The organism is Vibrio sp. 378 (genome assembly GCF_033339435.1).
This window is the reverse complement of record NZ_JAWOUO010001166.1, coordinates 1-522: the sequence shown is the minus strand read 5'-3', so window position 1 is coordinate 522 and position 522 is coordinate 1. Positions and strand designations below refer to the sequence as shown.

The 522-nt window shown below is 42.5% G+C and carries 1 protein-coding gene; it reads left to right on the top strand.

What is annotated here, in order from left to right; all coding sequences use genetic code 11:
- Positions 1-174: 174 nt before the first annotated feature.
- On the top strand, positions 175-522 hold a 348-nt coding region (locus tag R7Q48_RS30950; RefSeq protein ID WP_318134238.1), incomplete at its 3' end, for a TetR family transcriptional regulator.

Sequence of the window (522 nt, the reverse complement as noted above, 5' to 3'; positions counted from 1 at the left end):
CACGTAACAATGTAGGCAATACAGGCATGATCAAGCCGATCCCCATAGCATCTAGGGCGGTGATCGTTAAAGCGGTGATCGCAAATTTATTCATCGTTTTTTCTCTATCATTGATAGAGTTGGAATATATCCCTATCAGTGATAGAGTGTCAATAGAAAAAAAGAGAGGGCAGTATGGCGCGATTAGATAAAGAAACCATCATCACAGTGGCATTAGAGTTGCTAAATGAAGTGGGAATGGAAGGGCTGACAACGCGAAAACTAGCTCAAAAACTGGGCGTAGAGCAGCCTACACTATATTGGCATGTGAAGAACAAGCGCACATTGTTGGATGCATTATCTGTTGAAATGCTAAAGCGTAATCATCGTCATTCATTACCCGCAGTTGGGGAAACGTGGCAACAATTTTTACGTAATAATGCATTGAGCTTTCGTGATGCATTATTAAGTTACCGTGATGGCGCAAAAGTGCATTTAGGGACTCGCCCGAGTTCAGACCAATATGACACCGTAGAAATGCAG